The organism is Oleiphilus sp. HI0086, assembly GCF_001635225.1.
In genome coordinates this window covers 1-602 of record NZ_LWFZ01001332.1, presented here as the reverse complement: position 1 = coordinate 602, position 602 = coordinate 1, and the positions used below count along the sequence as shown (strand labels likewise).

Genomic DNA, 602 nt, shown 5'->3' with positions numbered 1-602 from the left:
AGCAACACGACTTATCTCATCTCCTAATATAACCGCTTGAACACGCGGGTCCTCTTCTCCTGAGCCCGCTAGAACATCGTTAATCAGGCCTTCAATTCGCCACTGTTTGGTCAGTGTTTTTGCTAAACGAGTTAAGCTAACGCCCAGGAACTTCTCAGCACAGCGATTTTTTTCTTCAATTGAAGAGCTAGGTTCAATCTCACGCTTAAGCAAGCGTACCTCAGATTCGTGGCACCCCAAGACCAACAGCTCAGCCAAATGGCTCAACAAAGAGGCGACAAATACCTCTTCCTGCTCCGTATTATTCAGCTTTTCACAGAGCGCTTTTGCTTGGTTTGCGCCATGAAGCGAGCGGGCAAGCATTGNGACTAATAAGGGAGATGGGGAATCTTTCAGTACTGCTTCGAGTACTTTGATCGACAAACAAATTGAGCGAATATTCTTGAAACCAATATTGATAACCGCACGACTGACCGTTGTCACTGCAATATTACTAGGGTTGAAAGTTACTGCGTTAGCAACACGTATGATATTGGCAGTCAGGCTTACATCCTTAAGAATAACTTCTGCCAATTGGGCCCCAGAAGACTCATCAGAAGCCG

General features: G+C 45.8%; 1 protein-coding gene. It reads right to left on the bottom strand.

All coding sequences use genetic code 11. The annotated features are described in order from the left end of the window. Window positions 1–602 (bottom strand): HDOD domain-containing protein (locus A3756_RS22975; protein WP_156490710.1); only part of this gene is annotated, 602 nt, incomplete at both ends.